The organism is Paenibacillus paridis (assembly GCF_006345825.1).
GTDB classification, from domain to species: Bacteria; Bacillota; Bacilli; order Paenibacillales; family Paenibacillaceae; genus Pristimantibacillus; species Pristimantibacillus paridis.
Genome location: NZ_VCIX01000065.1, coordinates 40,447 through 65,046 on the forward strand (window position 1 = coordinate 40,447; position 24,600 = coordinate 65,046).

The following is a 24,600-nucleotide window of genomic DNA, read 5'->3' on the forward strand; positions in this document are numbered from 1 at the left end:
TCCCGAACAATTGCATGGGCAACTATGCAATTGTTCGTTTTTCGTTTGACTTCTAGCAGTCGGACTGCTACACTATTAATGCTGTCTTTTGACTGGTGTCACAAAGCCTTTGAACGAAGGAAATTTTGTGCTGCGGCGTAATGACGGTAATTTTCGGTGTTTATAAACACCGGACGGGGGTATGATTATGTCTACGGTTGTTGTTGTTGGTACACAGTGGGGAGACGAAGGTAAAGGCAAAATCACTGATTACTTGGCAGAGGGAGCCGACGTCGTCGCTCGATACCAAGGGGGAAACAATGCCGGACACACGATCCTTATTGATAACAAAAAATACAAATTGACGATGATTCCATCGGGTATTTTCAATCATAACAAAACATGCGTAATCGGCAACGGAATGGTTATTAATCCGGAAGCGCTGATTGACGAAATTAACTATATTCATGAAAATGGCTTCTCAACGGATAACCTGAAAATCAGTGATCGCGCACATGTCATTATGCCTTATCATTTGATACTTGATGGTCTGGAAGAAGACCGTAAAGGCGATAACAAAATCGGTACGACACGCAAAGGCATCGGCCCTTGCTATATGGACAAAGCGGCACGCAACGGCATTCGTATCGCTGATTTGATGGATGCTGAGGAGTTCGAAGCACGCGTTCGCGCTATCGTTGTGGAGAAAAACCAGTTGATCGAGCAAGTGTACGGCGGAGAGCATTTGGATGCAGACGCGATTGTACGCGATTACTTGGGCTTTGCGGAAATTTTGCGTCCTTACGTTACGGATACGTCTGTCGTACTCAATGACGCTATCGACGCAGGTCAAAAGGTATTGTTTGAAGGCGCTCAAGGCGTGATGCTCGATATCGACCAAGGAACTTATCCGTATGTTACCTCTTCCAACCCATCAGCTGGCGGAGTATGTATCGGATCTGGCGTTGGCCCTTCGAAAATCCAACAGGTTATCGGCGTTGCCAAAGCATACACTACTCGCGTAGGCGATGGTCCGTTCCCAACTGAGCAAGATAATGAAATTGGCCAGTTGATCCGCGACAAAGGCCATGAATACGGTACGGTAACTGGCCGTCCGCGCCGCGTTGGCTGGTTCGATACGGTGGTTGTGCGCCATGCTCGCCGCGTGAGTGGCATTACGGGTCTTTCCCTTAACTCGCTTGACGTGCTTACAGGGCTTGAAACGGTGAAGATTTGCACGGGTTACAAACTGCGCGGTGAGGTTATCGAAACTTATCCGGCAAGCCTGAAAATGGTATCGGAGTGCGAAGCGGTTTATGAAGAGCACCCAGGCTGGACAGAGGATATCTCCAACGCGAAGACGCTTGAGGATCTTCCTGTAAATACACGTAACTATTTGAACCGCGTATCTGAGCTTACGGGTATTCCAATCGCTATTTTCTCGGTTGGGCGCAATCGTGAGCAGACGAATCCGGTACGTCCGATTTACGAATAGAATTATGACAAGGGTGGCCCATGAGGCCATCCTTTTTTTTGTGATGTGAAACTCAGAAATATAATCTGCGATAAGAGAATGCTTGTCCGAAATGTTGACCATAATGGTAGATAGCAGATTATGGAAGACACAGTGATCAATAGGATATAGGTCGCTGTTGAACGGAGGGATTAGCATGAATATGTTAAAGAGCGTAGGATGGCTCGCCAAACTGGTGGCAGCGGGGCTAATATTAAGTTTTTTGTCGATATGGACGACGGGCTATATTGTGACAAGCTATGTGGAAACACTATTAAAGCAGTTTAATTTGCCGCTGGAGGTGCCTCCTATGGCGATGTCCGGCGTATGGGGGAAGCTGTGGGGAGCCGATCCGCTCGTAACGACTGATTTGGTAGAGAAAGAAAAGGAAGAGACGACGCCAGAGAAAGCAGAATTACCGCAAAATGAGCATGAAACCGTTCCTGAGGACGAACCTCCGGCGGCGGTGGATGCTTTTGGCCAAGCGACGGACCCTCCGCTCACCGATATTGGAATTGGTGGAGGCACGCAGGCAGGCGGCAGCACAGCACCGGAAACCGGCGGTGTACAGGAAGGCATAGCAGGCGTAGACGAGTCGGAAACAGCGATGACAACGGATGATTTGACTGAGGTAAAAGAGCAAATGAGCGATCAGGACAAAGAAGTTTTATTCGGATTATTAATAAGCAAAATGCCGCAGGAATCGATGCAAACCATCTCGCAATATATCGAAAATGGTCTTACGGAGCAAGAGCTGATAGACATTCAACAAATTATGGCACAGCATCTCGACAAGACCGAATACGGACAAATGATGGATATTCTGAAAAAATATTAATATATTGAAGCTAGTGTAAAGGTTGCTCCAATTGTTGGGCATATGTTAAAGTATTAGGCGAGTGATCCGACAGGATAATTCGTCTTTTTTTATGTCGGAAACCGGAATAAAAGTTGCATAAGCGCGAAAAGGAGCCAATCATGACCGTTTTCAGGGACAAAGGTCGGATTCGGAAAGTATGGGATCAAACGATTCAATATTTTCAGCAAGACCGATCGCAACACTTGAAGGGCAAGACACAGCAACAATCCGCAAGTGAAACAGAGAGCAAGCCATTTTGGCGCAAGAAGCCGGTTCAACTAGCGGGCGGGGCGCTCGTACTCCTCACAGTAGCAGGATTTAGCGGCATCCAATATGTCCAAGCAAACACAGTCGAATTTTACAACGTATATATAAATGGAACAGCCGTTGGTACCGTACACGATCCAAACGAAGTCGAGCAGCTTGTTCTGCTAGAAACCGAAGAACTGCAGCAAGCAAATCCAAACCTGAACATGGTGCTGGATACAGGAACGATTACATATGAGCCGGAGAGTGCGTTCAAAGCAGCGCCTGCTACCAACGAAACGTTGGACAAGCTCGAGGGAATGTTCACCTCTCACGCCGTTGGCGTGGAAGTGAAGATCGATGGCAAGGTAATCGGAGTTGTCAAAGACCAGCAGACGGCAGATGATGTTTTGCTGCGAGTTCAAAGTAAATTTGCACCTGAGCTAGCCGCTAAGATGAAGAATGCAAAAGAAGTAAAGTCACTCTCGTTCAATGCAAATGAAGCCGAAGCCGACCAGAAGCCTGCGTCCAAAGAACCAGGGCGCGAGGTAACAGAGGTTGAGTTTATTGAAGCTGTCATGATGGAGAATATCGATACTGATCCGCAGCAGATCATGGAAGCCGAAGCCATTTATAAGCTGCTTGTGCAAGGCAGCATCCAACCGACTAAATATACGGTACAAGCTGGCGATTGTGTGGGCTGTATCGCACAGAAGTTTGATATTTCGCCTGAGGTTATTTACAAGAACAACGCATGGATTAAGGATGACAAAATTACGATTGGCGATGTACTGGATTTAACGGTGCTTCAGCCTGAGCTGACAGTCAAGACGACCGAAAATTTGGTGGAGATCGAAACGATCGAACCGCCAGTTGAAATTAAGAAAAATGAGGACATGCGTGTTGGTGAATCCAAGACCATTTCCGAAGGTACGCCAGGCTCCAAACGAATGACGTATCGAATCGTGAAGCAGAACGGTTATGTCGTAACCGAAGAGCTGCTCACGAAAGAAGTCATTAAGGAAGCAACTCCAAAAATCGTAGAACGAGGCACAAAAGTTGTTCTGGGCGAAGGCTCTGGCCGGTTCGCGATGCCGGTATCCGGTTCGCGACTAACAAGTAAGTTTGGCCAGCGTTGGGGACGCATGCATAACGGTGTCGACTTCACAGGCAATAAGAGCATTATGGCGTCCGATACCGGCGTAGTTGAATTCGTCGGCACGAAGCCGGGCCTTGGCAAAACGATTATTATCAACCATAAAAACGGTTATACCACCGTGTATGGTCATTTGAGCTCCTATAAAACAAAAGTTGGCGCCATTGTCGAAAAAGGCGAAAACATTGGCATTATGGGAAGCACCGGAAATTCGACAGGCGTTCATTTGCATTTTGAAGTGCATAAAGACGGCGTATTACAAAATCCGCTGAAGTACTTATAACATATACCCAATTTAACCCAAAGCTAATCACTTTTGCATCCTGCAAAAGTAATTAGCTTTTTTTAGTTATTTGGACAGGGGGAAGACGAGCTCTGGGGGTGTCGAATGTCGCTGCTCTAGGAATAAAGTTACATAGTTAAATCCCGAGTATATATGGTATTGTGACCATGCTAGCTAGATGATGCTGAAAAAGGGAACAGGCTGAAGATCGACGCGATTAGGCGGTCGGTCTTTTTTTCTTTTGGGAGGTTTATAGATGATGAAAATGAGCGATTGGCCGGTCAATTCCTCGAAGCCCGCCAATAAAGGAAAAACCTTGCTAACATGAGGGAAGTTTCATTGTGAACTAAAGGATAACGTGTGTTAAAATAGAATTTAATACTAAGGACAAGCGACGGGCGGGTGTAGCGATGCACGGAAAAATATTAGTGGTCGATGACGAACAGCCGATTGCAGATATTATAAAGTTTAATTTGGAAAAAGAAGGCCATCAGGTAATTTGCGCGTTTGATGGCGGCGAAGCGGTTCGGCTTGCGTTCGAGGAACAGCCGGATCTTATTTTGCTGGATTTAATGCTGCCGGTTAAGGATGGCATGGATGTATGCCGCGAAGTGCGGGCTAAGCTGCAAATGCCGATTATTATGCTTACGGCTAAAGATACCGAAATTGATAAGGTGCTTGGGCTGGAGCTTGGCGCCGATGACTATGTGACAAAACCGTTCAGTACGCGTGAGCTGCTTGCACGGGTGAAAGCTCATTTACGTAGGCAGCAGAAGCCGGCGGCAACTGGCGGGGAGAACCCGGGGGGCGCGGCAGAGGGACCAGTCGAGCAAGAGCAGCAGGGCTTTAAGCTGTTCAACCTATTTATAGATACCGATATGTACGTGGTGTACAAGGATGGCGAGCCGCTTGACCTGACCCATCGCGAATATGAGCTAGTTCATTATATGGCACGCAACAGCGGAAAGGTCATGACGCGTGAGCATTTGCTGCAAGCCGTATGGGGCTTTGAATATTTTGGCGATGTACGGACCGTTGACGTAACGATCCGCAGGTTGCGCGAGAAAATCGAGGATGACCCTAGTCGTCCGGAATATATTATGACAAGGCGGGGCCTTGGCTATATGATGCGCAACTCCAAAACCGGAGGCTTCGGAGCAGGATGAAGGGCAAAAGCTTCTTCCGCACGATCCAGGTCAAGCTGGTTATTATCTATCTGCTATTGATTCTGGTAGCTATGCAGCTCATTGGCGTGTATTTCATAAGCACGGTCAAGCATTCGTTGATTGACAGCTTCACGAAAAACTTGAAGGAGCAAGCGGACATCCTCTCTAAGTTCGCTGCCCCAAGCCTTGCCGCCAAGCCGGATACGGAAGGCGATTCCTCGGAAAGCACAACGGAGGATCTTAGCTTGGTCGTTCGCAACCTATTCAGTATCAGCGGTGCTGAGGTGCAGGTGCTCGATTCAAGCGGCAAGATGGTAGCGACCTCGGTGCAAGGCAATCAGTCGAACATCGGGAAAAAGAACAAGTCGCTTGCGGTTAGCCGGGCTCTTCAAAATATTACTGACAATGAACAAGAAATTATAGATGAAGACAATACGCGCAAGAAAATGATCGCACAGCCGGTAACGATTAACGATAACAAGGTCGTTGGCGTTGTTTATGTGGTCGCCTCGATGAATGAGCTGTATGAAACGGTGAATCGGGTCAACCAAATTTTTTTCTCGGGCACATTAATTGCGCTTGGCTTGACGGGCGTTCTTGGCGTGCTGCTTGCCCATACGATTACGAGTCCCATTCAGGGACTTACGAGGCAGGCAGAGGCGGTTGCGCAAGGGAAATTTGACCTACAGGTGCCGGTACTTGGTGATGACGAGATTGGCAGCTTGAGTACGGCCTTCAACGATATGACGATTCGGCTCAAAGAGGCGCTGTCGGTCAATGAAGAGGAAAATGAAAAGCTGACTTCGATTCTCTCCAATATGAGTGATGGCGTAGTAGCCGCAGACGAGAATGGCAGAGTGATCGTATGGAACCGTAGAGCGCTTGAGCTGCTGGACAAACGTACCTGCGATGGCTTTATGCTGTCCGAGCTGTTTGAGCTATCGGAGCAGGGGCTGGAGGAGCTTCAGCAAGGGCGGGGCCAAACGCTGCTTATTGAACGGAACTTCGATGAGCATGAGCCGGATGATGGCAGCGAAGGCGTGCTGCGCGCGACCTTTACGCCTATTCACCGCCGCGACAAAGGCATTACAGGAACGATAGCGGTGCTGCAGGATGTAACGGAGCAGGAAAAGCTGGAGCAGTCGCGCCGTCAGTTCGTAGCCAATGTCTCGCATGAGCTGCGGACACCGCTCACGACAATCAAGAGTTATGCGGAGGCATTGAATGACGGGGCACTGGAGGAGCGGGAGCTGTCAGAGCGCTTCGTGGGCGTTATCCGTAATGAAACGGAGCGGATGATCAGGCTTGTCACCGATCTGCTTCACTTATCGCGTCTCGATTCGAATCAAGCTCCGCTTCGCAGGCGGCAAACGAATATTCACGATATGCTGGACGAGGTTGCGGACCGGTTCTCCTTCCAGCTTAGGCAAAAGTCGATCAAAGCCGCAGTTTGGGTGGATGAGGGACTGGAATCGGCTTGGCTGGACCGGGATCAGATTGATCAGGTGCTTGATAATTTATTTTCCAACGCAATCAAATACACGCTGGACGGTGGAACGATTCAATTGACGGCGAAGAGGCCGGCCGACTCGGCATTGCTTGCGATTAGCGTGAAGGATACGGGAATCGGTATTCCGAAAAAGGATCTTAACCGCATTTTCGACCGCTTCTATCGGGTGGATAAGGCGCGCTCGCGCAATATGGGCGGTACGGGCCTCGGACTTTCGATTGCCCGGGAAATTGTGAAGGCGCATGGCGGAACAATTGCCCTGGATTCCGAGCTGAACGAAGGAACGACAGTGACCTTCACACTCCCGCTGCTTAGTGAAGGGGGCGAGCTGGCATGAAGGAAAAAATAAAAACAACGGCGCTTATCGGTCTTGTTGTGCTTAGCCTTCTCCAAAGCTATTTGCTCGCCTATAGCATGCCTGGACTTGGCGTAACCGTCAGAAGCGACCAGGATTATGTCATCACGGAGCCGATAGGAACGGCCAAAAGCGTGGAGAGCGTTATTTTTCCCGAGGAGCTTGTTATCCATTTAGGCGGCAATAAGCATACTGTTATTTATCCGGGGACGCAGTTCTATGAAATGATTCTGAATCAGCGTATTCAGGGTAGAGAATTTAAGGGTTTCCAGCGCAGCCCATCCGATGTGCTGAACTGGGAGGAAATCCGCAAGAACGATATCGGAATCGAGCTGAGGTTCGACAATGGCATTCCTGTAGAGCTCTTGCAAAAGCTGCTTAAGCTTGAAGGGGACTTGCTGTTTCTGAATGAAACTATTGATCGCATATGGATATTCAAGACGACGGGCACGGAGGAGATCAGAACCTTCTTCTTCAGCTCAGACGGCCAGATGGTATATGAATCGGTTCGAGCGGATCTAACGGTTCGTGACGTACAGGATTATGTGGGCTTCGGACAGTTCCAACCGATGTATACGATGACGGCAGACGGGCTTTATCTTCCAACTGCGCCGATCCAGTCGACCGAGATGGTTTTTCCGTATGAGACATATTCTCCGGATTTGATGCAGCGCAGCTTGTTCTTCGATCCCAGTACGACAAGGGCGCTTGAAGACCGGAGCGGCTCACAAATCTATACCGATGGCAAGCGAGGATTGAAAGTGGAGCAGAACGGCAAATGGATCAGCTATACCGATCCAAGCGCCCCTCAAATTACGGAAAATGTGCTCAGCGACAATGTATATGCCTCCGTCGACTTTGTTAATCAGCATGGCGGCTGGGATGGCGTTCACCGTTTCGTTAATGCGCTGCCTGGAGGCGAGGGCAAATCGATGCTCTTTAAGCAATATGTGGAGCAGTATCCGGTTATTGAAACGCCGCCATTCCGATATGGTTATATGAGGCTGACTCTTCAGCAAGGCGTCGTGACGGAATATTCTAGGTCCTTGATTACGCTCGGTCCGCAATCCGAGTCTCGCAAAGTCAGATGGCTGTTAGGCGGAGAGGCGCTTCAACAAAGCTTAAATAACTACGCCAGACGCAGCGAAGTAGAAGCGCTGTTCCCTGCGCTGCAGGCATCACCGATGGATGATAATCTCATTCGCTTCACGCCAGTATGGGCGGTTCGCCTTACGGATGGCACGGAAGAAGTATTGGTGGACGCATATCCAAATGGGTATGAACCGCCGCAGGAGCCTGTGGGTGCGGATGGGCAGGAAACCGCTGACGCAGATAGCAAGGAAGAAACCGATACGACAGCAGCAGGCGGAGCGGGCGCGGCAGCATTGTCCTCCGGTGGGGTGAATCCACTGAAGGCCAGCGATTGGAATCATATGCGGTAAGTATGGATGGACGGCGGGAGGTGAAGGCGTGTGGATTGGGGACGGGCGAAAAATGTGCTTATTATTTCATTTTTGCTGCTCAATGTTTTGCTGGGTTACCAGCTTTGGCTCGATATCAGGGAGCAGCTGAACATGAACGTAAATACGGCAGAGCTGCCGAAGGATAAGGTGCTGCTTATGCAGCAGAAGCGCATTTCGTTAGAAGCCAATCTACCGCTGGAGACGCCGGAGCTCGGAGATTTAACGTATTTGCTTCATTCGGACAGCCGGAAGAACGCGGAGCCTGTTATTTTGGACAAGCCGGTGGACAGCACGATTATGTATAAAAAATCCGAATTAATCAAGACACTCGGAAGCCGAATTCCCGAGCTTGATCAATATGCGTTCGACTTGCTGAACAGCAGCGTGGACAAGTTCATCCTATATCGGGTAGTCGAAGGACGCCCGATGTTCGATGTGAAGCTGACGCTATATATTAGCAATCAGAAAATAATCTCCTACTTGCAGGACCGGGTGGAGCTGCTCGGTTCGGGCGAGGCAAAGCCGGTGCTGCCGGCTGCGAAGGTGGTCGCGAGCTTAATTGAGACCTACTTGCCGGATGGAGCGATCATTTCCGATATTCAACTGGGCTATAAAGGCCCGATCTTTGACTCGGAGAAGCAGGTTTCGGCACCGTCTTGGCGGGTAATGCTGGAGAGCGGCCAATTATTTTATGTCAATGCCATTAGCGGCGAGGTTGCAACGGATGAAGAGCAAGGGGAAGCAGCAGCGAACGTGATTCACTAACGGGAGCGGGAGAAGGGACAGGAAAGAGCGATTATGGGACTGCGATTTACAGTACTGGGGAGCGGCTCGACCGGCAATGCGACAATTGTGCAAGGAAACGAGAAAATGGTCATTGTCGATGCTGGAATGAGCGCGAAGAAACTGGACGAGCTAATGCGGGAGCGGGGAGTGTCTGGCCATCAGTTAGATGCCTTGTTCGTAACGCATGAGCATTCCGATCATATTAAGGGTTTGGGCGCTTTCGCCCGTAAATACGATTTGCCGATCTATGCCAATGAGGCCACATGGGCTGCGATGGAGAGGCATGTCGGCACGATTGCTCCGGAGAAGCGCGTATTCATGGAGTCAGGCGAAGAAGTCGCATGCGGCTCCATGCTTGTGCAATCGTATCCGATCTCGCATGATGCGGCAGAGCCGGTAGGGTATTCCTTTGTGGAGGATGGCGAGAAGCTGAGCCTGGCGACAGACCTCGGTTATGTCAGCGAGAAGGTGAAGCGTCAAATTATCGACTCGGACGTATTGGTGCTTGAAGCTAATCATGACACCGAAATGCTGCGGATGGGCCGTTACCCTTGGAATACGAAGCGTCGCATTCTAAGCGATGTCGGCCACTTATCGAATGTAGCAGCTGGCGAAGCGCTGCTGGAGCTGATGACCGATCGAACGAAACGTGTTTATTTGGCTCATTTGAGCCTTGATCATAACTTAATGGATTTAGCGATGCTAACCGTGAATACAATATTAGAGGATAACGGAATCTTTTATAAAAAGGATGAACATCCCTTGCGCGCGACTTATCATGATAGGCCTACGCCATGGGATGAAGTGAAGCGGAAATAAGCGATTCCAGCTGGGCGTCCAGCGCATCGGCTTTCACGCTCAACTCTTCTCTCGTCAGGATTCCTTTCTCTATGAACAGCTCTAGCATAGCACTTAACGTAAGAACGGTTCGATAGTGGTCATCCTTCAGATCCGCAAGCTTTGCAGCAAGCTGAACATGCTCCCATGCGGCAGGCGTTTTGGCTTTCATCTCAGCATCTCTCCCTTTGTTGGGACAACAGTTGATGATTTTTATGCAAATGAAGTATGTTCGTCGTCCGAATCTATTATTATTGTAGTCATTTCTTCCGAAAACATTCCTAGATTCATAAAAAATAGTCTTGATGTCTTGAAACATCGAGAGGAGCGATAGTAATGAGCCTATTCGACGACGATTTTTATTCGACTAAAGTATCCAAGCGTGCTGCTCGTGAGAGCCGTAAGAGAGACTTGGGATTTCCATATAGAAGCGGTACCCGCAAGTGGTCTAACGTCCGTATAGCGTTCGTCTCCTCCATTACGAGCGCGGTTGCTGCAACGCTGCTGTTCGGTGTTTTTTTTGGCGGCGGTCCAGGGATTGGCAACGGTGGAGGCTCCGTGGCTACAGCGGGCACGATCTCTACGGTTGATCCGCTGGAGCGGCCCATTCAGGCATCTGCGAAGGTTAGGCCAGCTGTCGTTAGCGTGATCAATCAGCAAATGTTCGCGCCTGGCATTGGCAATGGACAAGCGCTGCCCAAGGATTCGGAAGTGAAGGGAACTTTGCGCGAAGCGGGCGTTGGTTCCGGCGTTATTATTAGCAAGAAGGATGGCAAGGCCATTATTATTACGAATTACCATGTTATCGATCAGGCGGCAGCGGTAAAGGTCGTGCTTATGAATGGCGAAACGCGTGAAGCGCGTGTTGTCGGCAAGGATCAGATTACGGATCTTGCCGTGCTTGAGATCGATGCGAAGGGAATTGATGTCGTCGCTGAGATTGGCGATTCCTCGGCTCTTCGCCCGGCTGAATATATTATTGCAATCGGCAACCCGCTGGGACTTGGAGAATCGGTGACAACGGGCAGCGTAAGCAAAACCAAACAAATCGTGCCCGTATCGCTGAATCAGGATGGCGTTTATGATTGGGAGCAAGAGGTCATCCAGATCGATGCCTCGATTAACCAAGGCAACAGTGGCGGACCGCTTATTGATTTGAACGGTCGCGTGGTCGGCATCAACAGCATGAAAATCGCTGATCTTGGCGTAGAAGGCATAGGCTTCGCGATTCCGATCAACTTAGCGATGCCAATCGTCGACAGCCTGATCAAGCTGGGCCATGTGCCGCGCCCATATTTGGGTGTCTATACGATGGATCTAGAGCAATATTGGCAGCAGCAGGACTTTGAGGATGCCTTTGGTAAAGCGCTCGAAGGCGAAGATGGCAAGTCAGCCGAGAAAGACGCCGAGACGGGTGAGAAGGCTGTTCCGGAAAGCGGAGGCGCGCCGCTGAAGCTTCCGGATGATATTTATTCAGGCGTCATCGTGCTGGAGGCGGTGGGTCCTGCGAAGGATGCAGGCCTTTTGTTCAACGATGTAATCGTCAAGCTCGATAACCAAGCAATCGGCAGCACGATGGAGCTGCGCAAATATTTGTACACGCAGAAAAAGATCGGCGATGATATTGAAATCAGCTACTATCGCGACGGACAGCTGAAATCGACTCATTTTAAGCTGGGTCAAAAGGAAGATGAAGAGGAATAGGCTTTGTGCGTTTGGGATGAAAGAAAATGAACTGTTTCGGAGCTTGTGACGGGAGACCGTTGCAGGCTCCGATTTTTTTTGCGAATGGATGGAATGGATGTTGATAATTGAGGTAGGCGTAGGGGAGCTAAGCGAAGGTGCAGAATTTGTCGTCTTCACAGGGAGTGGCGTTTTCTGATATGCTGTGTGTAGATAACAAGAGTATTTGCGGGAAAAAGAGTTATGAATATTAGAAATTCGAAAATGTGTGAAAGATGGAAAGATAAAGAGTGGTTAGTGTAGAAAAGTGGGTAATGGGCAGTGCATAAAGTTATGAAAAAGGATTAAATCATAAAGTTAGTAAACTTATGAAAATGATTAAAGAAAAGCAAGATTAGAAAGAAATGGACAACCATCAACTAGGAATAGGAACGTGCAGATTATGTATTGTGTATGTAAAGAGCATATGGAAACAGCTTTGGACCGATTTGTAGACGAATATGAGGATGCGCCAGACGTAGTGGACCTGAAAGAAACGCAATTTGCGGATTGGGACCCGCCGCGCAAATGCGACTTTTGTGATGAGCCAGCTACTTTTTTGGTGGTTTAGAGAGAAAAGTGTAAGATCAGGGTGTCAATCGATGTAGATTGACATTAGGATAAGGTGGCGTACGGATCGTGTGATCCGAGACGATAAAAGGACGTGTACGTTTTGCATATACAGATAGCTGCCGTTGGCAAGCTGAAGGAAAAGTACTTAGTGCTTGGCATAGCGGAATATGCCAAGCGGCTCGGGCCTTACGTGAAGCTCACGCTCACGGAAGTGCCCGATGAGAAGGCGCCGGAGACGATGAGTCTGGCGGAGGAAGCGATTGTGCGCGAGCGAGAGGGCGAGAGGCTTCTAGCGCAGCTGAAGCCTGAGGCGCATGTTGTCGCGCTCGCGCTGGAAGGCGAGCTCTGGTCCAGCGAGGATCTCGCGGGCCAGCTCGATAAATTAGCCACGTATGGGCGCAGCCACGTGGCTTTTGTTATTGGCGGGAGCAATGGTCTTGCTCCCGCGGTGCTTAAGCGCGCCCAGCAAAAGCTGAGCTTTGGGCGCATGACCTTGCCGCACCAGCTGATGCGACTGGTGCTGGTGGAGCAGATTTATCGGGCTGTGAAGATAAATCGGGGGGAACCGTATCATAAGTAGGGCAATTTTTGGGTGAATCTTACATAGAACCTCAAACTACTGTTATAATGAATGTACAATAGTTTTATATAATATTATAGTTGAATACATTTTGAGAAGATTAATTCTGAAATTAGCTGAGAGAAAGTTGTGAAATAATCAGGACTTAATTCCTGACCGCAATCCAACAATACCCACAGCCTTTGACTGAAAGAACCATTGCTTTATAATTTTATTTATATTTATATCGAAGTTAAATCGACTTTATTGAAAGCACAAACATAGTTTGCATTGTAGGTATGTTTACTTCACAGATTAGTTTGGGGTGATTGTTAAAGTGAAAAATGACCAGTTTTTATTACAGAAAAACGGAAAAAAACAGATTAAAAAGTTTAAGATATATAATAAATTAATAGTATATAAATTAAATAAATCAATTTTCGATGAAGCTGTAATTAAAGATATTATTGGTTTTGTAAATGCAGTCGAAGAAAAGTATCACAATATAAAATTGCCCATTCATTTTGATTTGGGTCTAATAGAAATTAGGGATAAATTAACATATATAATGTTTGAGTGTGTTTGCAATTATTTGATTGAAACATGTAAAAGAAAAGTTATTGTTACGGTTAACGCAAAAGAACACATTAACACAGAGGGAATAACGTCATCACCCTTGCTATTATTAGGAACGAACCAAAAAGATAGGTTTTCTAAATTTATACAGAAGTTTAAAAAAGAGATTTATAAATCACACTATAGAAGAGTTATAGGTACTGAAGAAAATAATGATCCATATCTATTATCTAGGATTATGTCTGATATAGATAGTTTTCTAAAAATGTTCTATGTTACTAAACAGCATAGAGATGCAATTACAGAAGTAATTATAGAATTAGCCGGAAATGCATTAGAACATACTGATGCGGATTGCCTTATCGATTTAGATGTCACAGAACCTTATGAAAAAAAAGAAACAACAGGTACTTTTTACGGTATAAACATTACAATAATAAATTTCTCACCTAAGTTATTGGGGTATTCAATAGCTGAAAAAATAAAACAAAAAGGAATACTGAATGACAGGCATTTAAAATTGTTAGATGCGTATACTATGCATAAAGAAAATTTTAGTTCACAATATGGTGAAGAGGATTTTTATAATATTGCTTCATTTCAACATAAAATTTCAGGTAGGCTGGCGAATGAAAGCACGGGGGGGACAGGTTTAACTAAATTAATAAGCAGGCTTGAAGGTTATTCAGATGCTTATCACTGTTATGTAATAACCGGTAATAGGGCTGTTTTTTTTGTGCGTGATTATTTGTCATATAATAAAGATGGATGGATTGGGTTTAACAAAGGTAAGGATTTTTTAACTCAAATTCCTGAGACGGAATTATTAAGTAGTAGCACTATTAACATACCAGGTACAGCATATAATTTGAATTTTGTTATGAAGAAAGAGGAGTGATACACTAATGCATAATAATTTTGAATTAATATTTGATAAAATGGTAACTAAGCTGGCTGGTAACCCGTTAGGTAAACAAGTGTTTAAAGAGCAACTCTTAGGGAAGGTTAATTACGAAAATAATTTTACAATAATAATCCCTGAAAGAATTGATACAATAGCCTCCTCTTTTATACAAGGTTTTTTTGAGGATATTGTAAAGAATATTGGAATTAGTGGGATTGAAGATAAAGTTTCAATTATCTCTTCGATCCCTGATATAAAAAACTTAATAATAAGAAATTTACTGTAGAGTTCACTGGGGGAAATTAGATTGGATATGGCGGCATTAATTGTATCTATAACTGCAGCAGTCATAGCACTAGCAGTAGCATATATTCAACAAAAGACAGATCATAAACTAAACCAGACCAATTTGGAATCTGTGTATTTCAATGAAATTTATAAGGAGTATTTAATAAAACGTTTACCAAATGCAAGGAAATACATACATATTGATTCGAATGGAAGACTTACAGATATAGATAAAATAAGAGATGAGTTAAATAGTATCAGGCAAGATTCTCTGTATTATTTCTACAACGATGGTAATTTCTATAATAAATTAAAATTAAAGTGTCAATCAATGGAGGATTACTTGATAAGAAGTTCGATTAATCCTTTAGTTGGTGAAGACCAGACAGAATTCTTTAATAAACTACAAAACGAATTGAAAGAATTATATAGAATTATAAATGATAAATTTATAGGAAAAAACTAGAAATTATTTAATAACCTTATAATACTTTTTAAATCTTTGTCTCAAAAGTAATGTGTTGAATTGTGGTTTGCACTTGTGAATTTTGATTGAATAGTCAGCGGAAATTGAAGTAAACGAGCCCTTCAGTATCACAAAAATAATGCTTTTTTAAAGAGTAGTAATGTTTACCATTTAACTAATATTGCTAGAAGAATTCCTTCTTGTTTGAACTGAGTAAAATATAATAAAATAAATTGAATTAAGAGCTACAGCAGGATTGAACTGCACCCCAATTGTTAGACATATTTAACAATTGGGGTGCAGTTTTTCATTGGAAAGGGCAGGTGTTGAAAGACAGCCAATCGGATGCCTTTAAATTTCGCTCTAAAGATGTTACGGAGAACCATACCACAAGTAGGACAAATTATTTTGAACAAAATTCTTGCTTGATACTGAATAGCGCAATTGGGTTAGGGTGAAACTTAACATAAATCATATTCGAACAGATCAAAAAGCCGATTCTTCCTTCTGGGAGAATCGATTTTTCGTTAGAGGGGCTTGTTGGAATTATGGGAATTGGTTTATCCTCTAACATTCAAATTAAATTGAAATCGGGTGGGAAAATGGACAAGGGTTATAAATTAGCTAGCCAACTACTAACACTGCTTGATACGGAACCAAGATGGTTTACGTTCGCTGAGGTTGAGAAAAGTCTGGGAGTCTCAGATAAAACCATACGGAAGATGGTTGAAGAGATAAGCAAGCAACTGCCACCTGATATCACCATAGAGGTGTCTAGAGGAAAGGGAGCATTTCTTCGACGTGATGGAAGAGGCAAAACGATCAGCGAAGTGGTTTCCTCTATGTTAAGACAAACCACCTTTTATCGGCTGATGAATTTGCTGTTTACCACTGACGGACGCTTCTCAGTGGAGGAGCTTGCTGGGGAAATGTTTATGAGCGTCTCGTCTTTGAAGAAGCTGATTGTCCAGTTAAACAATAATGATCTGAAACCGTATAAGCTGCACATTACTTATTCCATCCCTAAGATCAAAGGGAATGAATTGAATATCCGATATTTTTATTGGAAGTTATATTGCGATGCCTATGACTTTACAGGATGGCCTTTCGCGAATATTAACTTTGCTTATATTAATCAGTTAATTACAAATATAGAGAACGAGAAAAATATTGTTTATTTTATCAATTCCAAAAGGAAATTGTCCTTTTTGCTGGCGATTGTAGTGGATCGAGTTACGAGAGGGAGATGTGTAGAAGTCGATGAGATTAGATATGCTTGGGAAAAAGGGATGTTTTATTTGCCCGTGAGAGCCCTTGCGAAAAGTCTGGAAGATGAGCTCTCTATAGAGTTCCCCAAAAGTGAAATATTTTTTATGCAATCACGAGTAAGTCTCAGCCAATATCATTATTACGAAGGATCAGAAATGACACCGCTGAAAGAGGTCGAAGTATACAAGGATAAAGAGGATTATCCAATGGGTAATCTGCTTTTTACAATACTGGCAAAGGTATATCCGAATATGGATATGGAAGAGCGATTTATATTGGAGGTCTATGACTTCATGGATAAGCTTCTAATGGATAATGCCATTCCGGAATGGATGATGATTTCAAAAAGCAATTTATCGACATATGTTCAAATGGAGTGCCAACAGATCTATCAAGAATTGCAAGACTGCATGAAAACGTGGAATGAAGCTTACCCTCTTGCTTTATATAATGAGTTCCATTTAACAAAACTAACCTTAATTGTTCGTTCAAGCTTACGTTATAAAAGGAAAAAGGCCTTCTTAGTCATCGGTGAAGAATTTTCGATTCGCCACTACATAGCTGATTTGATTAAAAAGGAAATCGGGGATCAGTTGATCGTTAATACTTCCATTATGAAAGGGCTAACTGACGAAATGGTGCAGCAGCATCATATCGATTTTGTCATTAGTAATTTCCCGGTTGCATTAAAGACAGTGCCTGTGGTTACGATCTCTACGATTCCATCTAAACGAGACCTAGACAATATCCGTAAAGAATTACTTTTATAATTTGATCAATTATTTCCCGTACCCAACGTAACATTTTGGTCTAGTTTGTCATAATAAAAAACCTTATGCTCAGTGTATCCTCTAAACGACTAAAGCTGATTTTCCTTAAGGAAATTCGTTTGGAGAATGCTAAAGCTTCTATACCCGTCGGTTAATGGAAGCGATTTCGGAAGATCTGAATGCAAAATTCAGATGATTGGAGGAAACCATATGAGCAGGCATTTAGGTGCAAATAAAGGAGAAATAGCGGAGCGGGTTTTGCTTCCAGGAGATCCTCTGCGTGCAAAATTTGTAGCAGAGAAGTTTTTAGATGAAGCCTATTGTTATAACGAAGTAAGAGGTATGTATGGATATACAGGGTTATATAAAGGTGTGCCAGTGTCGGTTCAAGGGACAGGGATGGGCAATCCATCGATGAGCATATATGCAACGGAACTGATCATCGATTATGAAGTGAAGAAATTGATTCGCATTGGCACATGCGGTGCGATGCAAGAGGAAGTAAATATTCGCGATATTGTATTAGCCCAAGCGGTGTCCTCAGACAGCAATCTGACGGAGAAGATTTTCCATGGCTGCAACTATGCGCCTACGGCGGATTTCTCCTTGCTAATGAAAGCATTTCAACAAGCGCAAAGTAAACAAGCGAAAGTCTTTGTTGGCAATATTTATAATTCTGATGAATTTTATCGTGAAACGTTGGATCGACTTCATAAATTTATGGACTTTGGTGTATTAGCAGTAGAAATGGAAAGCACATCGCTGTACACGTTGGCCGCTAAATATGGTGTAAAGGCACTGTCCATTTTGACTGTGGGCAGTCAATTGTTGACACAGGAGCACTTAACTCATCAAGAAAGCGAACAGTCCTTTTATGAAATGGTAGAAATAGCTCTTAATACAGTCATTGATGACACCAGTTTATAGGTTAAGGGTTAGGAAAAGAGAGTGAGAAAGAAATGAGAGTAATTCTGTCCGGATTGCAGTGGATGGTTTTTATGATCGCAGGCGCAATTGCTGCACCAATTGCTATTGCAGATTTATATAACTTAACACCCATTGAGACTGCTGGACTCATCCAGAGCACCATTATTACTTTGGGGATAGCGGGCTTTTTACAAGGCCTGTTGGGTCATAAACTTCCTATTCATGAAGGTCCGGCAGGGTTATGGTGGAGCATTTTTACCATTTACGCAAGTTTAGTGGGGGTCTTATATTCTTCTAACATTGATACCCTGCAAGCTTTAAGTGGAGGAATGATTATTAGCGGTGTCTTATTTATTCTAATTTCGGCTTTAAAGCTGATGGATAAAATAGCCCGGTTATTTACACCAACCATCACTTTTATATATTTACTGTTATTGATCTTTCAATTAAGCGGTTCTTTTATGAAAGGGATGATGGGAATTACATCTAGCCATTCAACGTTAGATGTTAAAGTGTTTTTGCTTAGTATGATTGTGGTTTGCATAACTTTTTGGTTAGGGAGCTGCCGCATTGCGTTACTTCGCCAATTCTCGGTGATCATTAGTATAGGGGTAGGTTGGCTATTATTTATAGTGTTTGGTACGAGACTGGTTTTTTCACAAGCAAAAAACCTAGTTAATCTACCCGAAATGTTGCCATTTGGATGGCCGCGATTTGACAGTGGGACCATCACTACAGCGATGTTATTAACACTGTTGTTAATCACCAATGCGATTGCATCCATTCGGTTGATGGAGACTGTGATAGGTCAAAAGCAACCCACGGATCATCGCCGTTATTGGCGTGCTGGAATTATTTCCGGGGTTACCCATTTTATTGGCGGTTCTTTAGGAGCGATTGGCTCGGTCCCTATTTCGGGAGCAGCGGGATATGTTCAGCAGACAGGTGTGAAAGAGCGCAGATCGTTTTTAATCGGGTGCAGCTTAGTGATCGCTATATCCTTATTTCCGCCAATTATGAATGTCATATCCGGCATTCCAGCTCCAATAGGCTATGCTGTTACGTTCGTTATTTTTGTGAAAATGGTTGGAATATCGTTGAAGGAATTGCGAAAGGTCATTCATGAGGAGCGACCTTTTATTGTTAGTGGAGTTTCCCTGCTAGTGGGTGTAGGACTAATGTTTATTCCTTCATCAGCTACAATTCATTTGTCTCCGATCTTGATCGCCATTTTGAATAATGGGTTAGTATGTGGAAGCCTATTGGCGATTATTCTGGAACAGGGATTCATGTGGAGGGAGAAACAGCGGAGTAAGCTACAACAATAAACAAAAATTTGGAGGGGTAAAGATGCATTATCTCATTTCTGTTGCTGGTCTATTTATTGTTCTAATACTAGCATGGCTTGCAAGCAACGATAAGAAAAAGATTAAATACCGACCAATCATTGTCATGATTGTGATCCAGATCGTTTTAGGAATACTTCTACTAAAGACGAGTATAGGGGAATTATTAATTAAGGGTTTTGCCAATAGTTTTGATAAATTACTGGGATATGCAAATGAAGGGATTAACTTTATTTTTGGTGGAATGGCAAATGAAGGAGCTCACACGTTTTTCCTCTTTGTATTGATGCCTATCGTATTTATGTCGGCGATTATCGGGATTCTGCAATATTATAAAATACTGCCGTTTATTATAAAGTTTATTGGTCTGGTCCTAAGTAAAGTGAATGGTATGGGGAAATTGGAATCCTATAATGCGGTTGCGGCTGCCATTGTCGGACAAAATGAAGTGTTTATTTCGGTGAAAAACCAACTCGGATTATTGTCTAAGCAGCGTCTGTACACATTATGTGCATCGGCAATGTCGACGGTATCCATGTCAATCGTTGGTTCCTATATGACGATGCTGGAGCCTAGATATGTTGTGGCTGCATTAATACTAAACCTATTTGGCGGCTTTATTATTGCATCCATCATCAACCCATATGAGGTTAAACCGGAAGAGGATATTGTTGAAGTTCAGGAACAAGAAAAACAAACGTTTTTTGAAATGCTGGGCGAGTATATCATGGATGGCTTTAAGGTAGCCGTCGTGGTTGGGGTTATGTTGGTTGGTTTCGTTGGGTTAATTGCTCTAATTAACGGCGTCTTCGCTGGCATATTCGGTATCTCGTTCCAACAAGCCTTAGGTTACGTCTTTGCGCCGATTGCCTTTGTTATGGGTGTGCCATGGTCTGAGTCTGTTAGTGCAGGCAGTATTATGGCGACCAAATTAGTAGCGAATGAATTTGTGGCTATGCTTGACTTTGTCAAGATCCAAGACGGCTTTAGCGACCGTACGACAGCCATTGTCTCTGTGTTTCTAATCTCATTTGCTAACTTTGGGTCCATTGGTACAATTGTCGGTGCTGTAAAAGGCTTGAATGAAAAACAAGGGAATGTGGTTGCTCGGTTTGGATTGAAATTGCTTTATGGCGCAACACTTGTAAGCGTTTTATCAGCCATTGTTATTGGAATCATATTTTAGTGGAGTACAGCTAAAATAGAAGGAGCATGAACATGAAAAAAACACCTCGGTTTAAGCGGATTTTCGTCATTGTCATGGATTCTGTCGGCATCGGTGAAGCTCCGGATGCTGAAAAGTTTGGTGATACAGGAGCACATACATTGCGGCATATTGCAGAAAGAATGAATGGGTTGCATCTGCCTGTTTTATCTAAGTTAGGGTTAAGCCATATTGACCAAATACCCGGAGTACCCAAAGTAGAGCAGCCTTTAGCTTATTTCACCAAAATGCAGGAGGCGTCGAATGGGAAGGATACGATGACTGGTCATTGGGAGATTATGGGCATAAAAATTGATGTTCCATTTAAAGTGTTCCCTGAAGGATTTCCAAACGAATTAATTAACGAATTAGAACAAAAAACAGGACGAAAGGTTATTGGGAATAAGCCAGCTAGCGGTACAGCTATTCTGGATGAACTTGGGCAGGAGCATATGAATACTGGAGCACTCATTGTCTATACTTCAGCCGATTCCGTGATTCAGATTGCCGCTCATGAAGAGGTTGTACCTGTGGAGGAGCTATATCAAATCTGTGAGATAGCTAGAGAGATTACGCTACGTGAGGAATACATGCTAGGCAGAGTGATCGCCAGGCCATTCCTCGGCGAGTCTGAGAATTTCATAAGAACATCGAACCGTCATGATTATGCCTTGAAGCCTTATGGAAGAACCGTGATGAATGAGCTCAAGGATGCGGGGTTCGATGTATTAGCGATTGGCAAGATCTCAGATATCTATGATGGTGAAGGTGTCACCAAGTCTTTGCGCACAGTGTCAAACATGGATGGCATGGATAAACTCATGGAGACCATTCAAGCTGATTTTATAGGACTTAGTTTCTTGAATCTTGTTGACTTTGATGCACTTTATGGACATCGTAGAGATCCGATCGGGTATGGGAAAGCGCTAGAACAAATTGATAATCGATTAAATGAAGTTCTTGCCGAGTTGAGCGAAGATGATCTTCTCATGATTACAGCAGACCATGGCAATGATCCCACACATGTGGGTACAGATCATACCCGTGAATATGTTCCGTTGCTCATCTACAGCAAGAGTTTCACTGAGCAAAGTGAGCTACCTGTAAGTAATACATTTTCAGATATAGGGGCTACGGTTGCAGATAACTTTGATGTAAAAATGCCGCAATTTGGACAGAGTCTCTTACAGAAGCTTAAATAAACTTTTTGAATTGCCAATGGACTGGCTGGTTGAGAAAACGAGGGTCAATATTATTTGTGAACCTAGAGAAAGTAACGTCTTAATGAAAGAAGCCTGCCAAAATGGCAGGCTTTTGACCTTTAAGCGATAATATTTATAAGGTAAGAGCCTGTCATCCTTATCAGTAACGTTAATGATGACCCGAAATCCCCGTTGCCGATGAACTCCAAATAATTTCACCTTACTTGTGATATGCAGAATCGTATTATAAGTAATGGAAATTTTTTTTGGTGGAGCCCCTTATGTGGCGCGAAAGACGCGATTTCGCTCTATTGATGCTCCTTGTTATGTGAAAGAGATATACAATTCCTTTATTATTCCATTATTAAGCATGAATTGATGCTTCATTAGGAGCGGGTCCGGGAGATTTGTTTTATCAAACTCACCATCTATGGATACGGTGACAATAAAACTGTCATCTTGCTCCCTAGCATCAATAATTGAAAATTGAACTTTTGGTTCGAATATTTCCGATTTGCTCCAGCTGGAAATAGCATTCTTCCCAATGAATTCTCTTTTCATATCGAGAACATAGGCATGTTCATCGAATGCCGCTAGAAAAGTTTCCGGCTCTTTGTCGTTCACCGAGTTAAAATACATTGCTATAGATTCTGGCATTCTAATCATATAATACAACTCCTTAAGGAAAATTAAACGGTTGGTATTGTTCCACCATCGATGACATACTCACTGCCGTGAATCGCGGCAGCGCGGTCTGAAGCCAAGAATGCAGCGAGTTCAGCAACTTCTTCTGGCATTCCAGGGCGACCAAATGGGATTCCTCCAAGGGAATCCATGAGTTGCTTCAAAGCCATTTCGCGACTTCCCGCAGTAATAGCAAGACGATCAATTAGACGGTTAGCCGCTTCGGTTTGAATAAAGCCTGGTGCAATTGTATTTACACGAATTCCTCTAGGAGCGAATTCGTTAGATAGTCCTTTGCTGTAAGTTGTTAAAGCTGCTTTTGCTGCAGCGTATGCCAAAGTGGATTCATACAGCGGTAAAGTTCTTTGAATAGAACTAACATGAATAATTACTCCTCTGCCTTGTTCAAGCATCGACGGAAGCAAGTTGCGATCCAAACGGACAGAACCAAGAAGGTTCAAATTCAATTCCTCAAGCCAATGCTCCTCGGTTAATGCAAGTGCGCCGCCAGCTGGGGAACTTGAGCCGCCAACTGTATTAATTAAGATGTCAATTCCGCCAAGTTTTTCTTTTACAGCTTCAACAATGGATTGAGTTCCTTCAGGCTTCATAATGTCTGCTTGTACAAAATGAACATTAGGAATACTGTAATCAGTCGGAATAGTCCTAGCTGTAGTTAGTACAGTCGCGCCAGCTCCTGTCAATCGTTTCACAATTGCAAGACCCATACCTTGTGTTCCACCTGTAATCAAGGCCCGTTTTCCTTGGAATTCCTTTTCATAAGATGTATAGCTCATATAGTAGTCCTCCTTGTTTAGTTTTAACTTAATCTCTACGGGTTTAAGTATACTCTTAGCCAAAAGATAAAAAAAATCTATATTTTTAATGAATTTCATTACTAAAATAAATGAATTAAAGTCGTTGCTTATGATTAGGTTAATACTCAGAAAACGTTTTTCACGAAAAGTGCTGACCTTGCTTGCTCTACATTCTGAATGTATGATTACAACATAGTTCTGGACAATAGAAGTGTAGGAGAGTAAAGAAATGGAACTGACCCAATTAGAATATTTTTTAAAAGTTGCGAGAATGGAGCACTTGACCAAAGCTGCTGAATCGCTATCCATCACTCAGCCTGCTTTAAGTCATTCTATTTTGAAGCTGGAAGCTGAACTAGGGGTCCCTTTATTCGAACGCAAGGGAAGAAACCTGAAGATTAATCGATATGGATTGATGTTCTCAAAGCATGTGGAGAAGATACTGCAGGAAGTACAACGTGGGAAAAAGGAAATCGAGGAGCACTCCAATCCGGATTCCGGCGTGATACATCTCGCGTATTTAAATATATTAGGGGTTGATCTCATCCCTAATCTCATTCGAGATTATCAAAAAATGAACCCAGCAATCAGCTTTGAATTGTCACAAGGCGACAAGGGGGCTATTTTGAATCAAGTTGAGGAAGGGTATTCGGATCTCATGATTACATCTGAGAAGCCAATAAATGATACTTTTGAATGGGTGCCGATGTTATCGCTTCCGCTCTATCTTGTGGTGTCTATAGAGCATCGATTAGCGAAAAAAACATCGGTTAGTTTAGGAGAAATCACAGGGGAGCCATTTGTAGGACTGAAGCATAACTGTAGCTTGAAGAACTCACTGCTGACTAGAGTCCACCACATGAATTTTACTCTTGCTTCAACCTATGATGCGGAGGATCTTCAGACAGTGGCTGGTTTTGTAGCGGCAGGACTTGGAATATCGGTGTTACCAAAAACGGCTGGTTTAAATATCGAAGGCCTTCGGTGGATCCCGATTGAAGAAGAAGGATGGTGCTGGGAAGTGGGCCTACAACTCAAGAAAGCACGATATCTGTCCCCTGCAACAAATCTGTTTGTCAAATTTATCAAAGAAAAGGTTATCTCTTTAGGTTAGCTTTTGAAGAATTATTTGAAGAAAT

The 24,600-nt window shown here is 44.0% G+C and carries 23 protein-coding genes; 20 read left to right on the forward strand and 3 right to left on the reverse strand.

Annotated elements, in window-relative coordinates:
- The first annotated feature begins 187 nt into the window (after positions 1-187).
- The 8 genes from FJQ58_RS02570 to FJQ58_RS02605 all read left to right on the forward strand — a co-directional run bounded on the left by FJQ58_RS02570 (position 188) and on the right by FJQ58_RS02605 (position 10,135).
- Entirely contained in the window at positions 188-1,474 is a 1,287-nt protein-coding gene (locus tag FJQ58_RS02570; protein ID WP_139990871.1) for an adenylosuccinate synthase, read from the forward strand.
- A gap of 175 nt (positions 1,475-1,649) precedes the next feature.
- Positions 1,650-2,330, forward strand: coding sequence for a hypothetical protein (locus tag FJQ58_RS02575; RefSeq protein WP_139990872.1), 681 nt, complete (start codon positions 1,650-1,652; stop codon positions 2,328-2,330).
- Between the two features lie 140 nt (positions 2,331-2,470).
- Entirely contained in the window at positions 2,471-4,036 is a 1,566-nt protein-coding gene (locus FJQ58_RS02580; RefSeq protein ID WP_139990873.1) for a M23 family metallopeptidase, read from the forward strand.
- Positions 4,037-4,446: 410 nt separating this feature from the next.
- Positions 4,447-5,202 (forward strand): response regulator YycF, encoded by a 756-nt coding sequence (gene yycF / locus FJQ58_RS02585; RefSeq protein ID WP_139990874.1) that lies wholly within the window; start codon positions 4,447-4,449, stop codon positions 5,200-5,202.
- Positions 5,199-7,049 carry a cell wall metabolism sensor histidine kinase WalK gene (gene walK / locus FJQ58_RS02590; protein WP_139990875.1) on the forward strand — a complete coding sequence of 617 codons (1,851 nt, stop codon included), beginning with the start codon at positions 5,199-5,201 and terminating at the stop codon, positions 7,047-7,049. Before yycF ends, walK begins: the two co-directional genes overlap by 4 nt.
- On the forward strand, positions 7,046-8,509 hold the full coding sequence (locus FJQ58_RS02595; protein ID WP_139990876.1) for a YycH family regulatory protein: 1,464 nt from the start codon (positions 7,046-7,048) through the stop codon (positions 8,507-8,509). Before walK ends, FJQ58_RS02595 begins: the two co-directional genes overlap by 4 nt.
- 30 nt (positions 8,510-8,539) lie before the next feature.
- Positions 8,540-9,295: a two-component system regulatory protein YycI gene (gene yycI / locus FJQ58_RS02600; RefSeq protein WP_139990877.1), complete on the forward strand. Its 756-nt coding sequence runs from the start codon at positions 8,540-8,542 to the stop codon at positions 9,293-9,295.
- Between the two features lie 33 nt (positions 9,296-9,328).
- Positions 9,329-10,135, forward strand: coding sequence for an MBL fold metallo-hydrolase (locus tag FJQ58_RS02605; protein WP_139990878.1), 807 nt, complete (start codon positions 9,329-9,331; stop codon positions 10,133-10,135).
- Here the strand turns inward: FJQ58_RS02605 and FJQ58_RS02610 are convergent.
- Positions 10,104-10,325 carry a hypothetical protein gene (locus FJQ58_RS02610; RefSeq protein WP_139990879.1) on the reverse strand — a complete coding sequence of 74 codons (222 nt, stop codon included), beginning with the start codon at positions 10,323-10,325 and terminating at the stop codon, positions 10,104-10,106. The two genes, FJQ58_RS02605 and FJQ58_RS02610, sit on opposite strands and share 32 nt — an antisense overlap.
- Before the next feature lie 164 nt (positions 10,326-10,489).
- Between FJQ58_RS02610 and FJQ58_RS02615 the strand changes: the two genes are divergently transcribed.
- From FJQ58_RS02615 to deoB, 11 genes are all read left to right on the forward strand, one after another.
- Positions 10,490-11,857 (forward strand): S1C family serine protease, encoded by a 1,368-nt coding sequence (locus tag FJQ58_RS02615; protein WP_139990880.1) that lies wholly within the window; start codon positions 10,490-10,492, stop codon positions 11,855-11,857.
- Positions 11,858-12,278: 421 nt separating this feature from the next.
- Complete coding sequence (locus FJQ58_RS02620; RefSeq protein ID WP_063845975.1) at positions 12,279-12,446, forward strand: CxxH/CxxC protein; 168 nt, start codon at positions 12,279-12,281, stop codon at positions 12,444-12,446.
- 102 nt (positions 12,447-12,548) lie between these two features.
- Positions 12,549-13,028, forward strand: coding sequence for a 23S rRNA (pseudouridine(1915)-N(3))-methyltransferase RlmH (gene rlmH / locus FJQ58_RS02625; RefSeq protein ID WP_139990881.1), 480 nt, complete (start codon positions 12,549-12,551; stop codon positions 13,026-13,028).
- Between the two features lie 316 nt (positions 13,029-13,344).
- On the forward strand, positions 13,345-14,481 hold the full coding sequence (locus FJQ58_RS02630; protein ID WP_139990882.1) for a hypothetical protein: 1,137 nt from the start codon (positions 13,345-13,347) through the stop codon (positions 14,479-14,481).
- A gap of 7 nt (positions 14,482-14,488) precedes the next feature.
- Positions 14,489-14,773, forward strand: a complete 285-nt coding sequence (locus FJQ58_RS02635; RefSeq protein ID WP_139990883.1) for a hypothetical protein — start codon at positions 14,489-14,491, stop codon at positions 14,771-14,773.
- A 21-nt stretch (positions 14,774-14,794) separates the two neighbouring features.
- Positions 14,795-15,241 carry a hypothetical protein gene (locus FJQ58_RS02640; protein WP_139990884.1) on the forward strand — a complete coding sequence of 149 codons (447 nt, stop codon included), beginning with the start codon at positions 14,795-14,797 and terminating at the stop codon, positions 15,239-15,241.
- A gap of 548 nt (positions 15,242-15,789) precedes the next feature.
- Positions 15,790-17,280 carry an AcpB/EbpR/MafR family transcriptional regulator gene (locus tag FJQ58_RS02645; RefSeq protein WP_238403742.1) on the forward strand — a complete coding sequence of 497 codons (1,491 nt, stop codon included), beginning with the start codon at positions 15,790-15,792 and terminating at the stop codon, positions 17,278-17,280.
- Positions 17,281-17,490: 210 nt separating this feature from the next.
- Entirely contained in the window at positions 17,491-18,207 is a 717-nt protein-coding gene (gene deoD, locus FJQ58_RS02650; protein ID WP_139990885.1) for a purine-nucleoside phosphorylase, read from the forward strand.
- 32 nt (positions 18,208-18,239) lie between these two features.
- Entirely contained in the window at positions 18,240-19,535 is a 1,296-nt protein-coding gene (locus FJQ58_RS02655) for a purine/pyrimidine permease (RefSeq protein ID WP_139990886.1), read from the forward strand.
- Between the two features lie 22 nt (positions 19,536-19,557).
- Entirely contained in the window at positions 19,558-20,739 is a 1,182-nt protein-coding gene (locus FJQ58_RS02660; protein ID WP_139990887.1) for a NupC/NupG family nucleoside CNT transporter, read from the forward strand.
- A 32-nt stretch (positions 20,740-20,771) separates the two neighbouring features.
- Positions 20,772-21,959 (forward strand): phosphopentomutase, encoded by a 1,188-nt coding sequence (gene deoB, locus FJQ58_RS02665; protein ID WP_139990888.1) that lies wholly within the window; start codon positions 20,772-20,774, stop codon positions 21,957-21,959.
- Between the two features lie 324 nt (positions 21,960-22,283).
- Here the strand turns inward: deoB and FJQ58_RS02670 are convergent, their stop codons facing one another.
- Together FJQ58_RS02670 and FJQ58_RS02675 are read right to left on the reverse strand one after the other, a co-directional pair.
- Positions 22,284-22,625, reverse strand: coding sequence for a nuclear transport factor 2 family protein (locus tag FJQ58_RS02670; protein WP_139990889.1), 342 nt, complete (start codon positions 22,623-22,625; stop codon positions 22,284-22,286).
- 23 nt (positions 22,626-22,648) lie between these two features.
- Positions 22,649-23,440, reverse strand: coding sequence for an SDR family oxidoreductase (locus FJQ58_RS02675; protein ID WP_139990890.1), 792 nt, complete (start codon positions 23,438-23,440; stop codon positions 22,649-22,651).
- A gap of 250 nt (positions 23,441-23,690) precedes the next feature.
- On the opposite strand from FJQ58_RS02675, the gene FJQ58_RS02680 reads away from it, so the two are divergent.
- Positions 23,691-24,575: a LysR family transcriptional regulator gene (locus tag FJQ58_RS02680; RefSeq protein WP_139990891.1), complete on the forward strand. Its 885-nt coding sequence runs from the start codon at positions 23,691-23,693 to the stop codon at positions 24,573-24,575.
- The last annotated feature ends 25 nt before the right edge of the window (positions 24,576-24,600 follow it).